This window comes from uncultured Pseudoteredinibacter sp., from assembly GCF_947500695.1.
In the GTDB taxonomy this organism is placed as follows: Bacteria; Pseudomonadota; Gammaproteobacteria; order Pseudomonadales; family Cellvibrionaceae; genus Pseudoteredinibacter.
Map to the genome: position 1 here is coordinate 1 of NZ_CANMSS010000037.1, position 415 is coordinate 415.

The following is a 415-nucleotide window of genomic DNA, read 5'->3' on the forward strand; positions in this document are numbered from 1 at the left end:
TTTAAGGCAGCTGCCGTAATTGCCTGCCCTGCAATGCTCAGCGAGCCTAAGCCATCCGGAGCACTGATCGTAAATGTATTGCCAGTTGAGCTGCTATCTTCAACAACACTCTCATCGCCCGTGGCGCCCGCGTTGTTATCCGTGATCGTAACTGTAGGCAACCCGTCAGTTGTGCCTGTCACGGTAATCGTTACTGTAGTAGTTGAGAAACTTCCGTCCGCATCTTTTAGGGTGTAGCTAAATGTATCAGTGGCCGTTGCACCTTCTGCTAAGGCGGCTGCACCGGCACCAGGGGTGTAGGTATAAGTACCATCAGCTTGCAGAGTAAGAGAACCCAACGATCCCGCGATAGCCGTATTAACACCACCAGAGATATCGCCAGTTTGTGTACCCGCAACTACGCCGGTAATCGCTG

Annotated in this window: 1 protein-coding gene; it reads right to left on the reverse strand. The window is 52.3% G+C overall.

Annotated elements, in window-relative coordinates:
* The coding region (locus Q1A08_RS21390; protein WP_299776427.1) for a VCBS domain-containing protein at window positions 1-415 on the reverse strand (415 nt) is incomplete at both ends.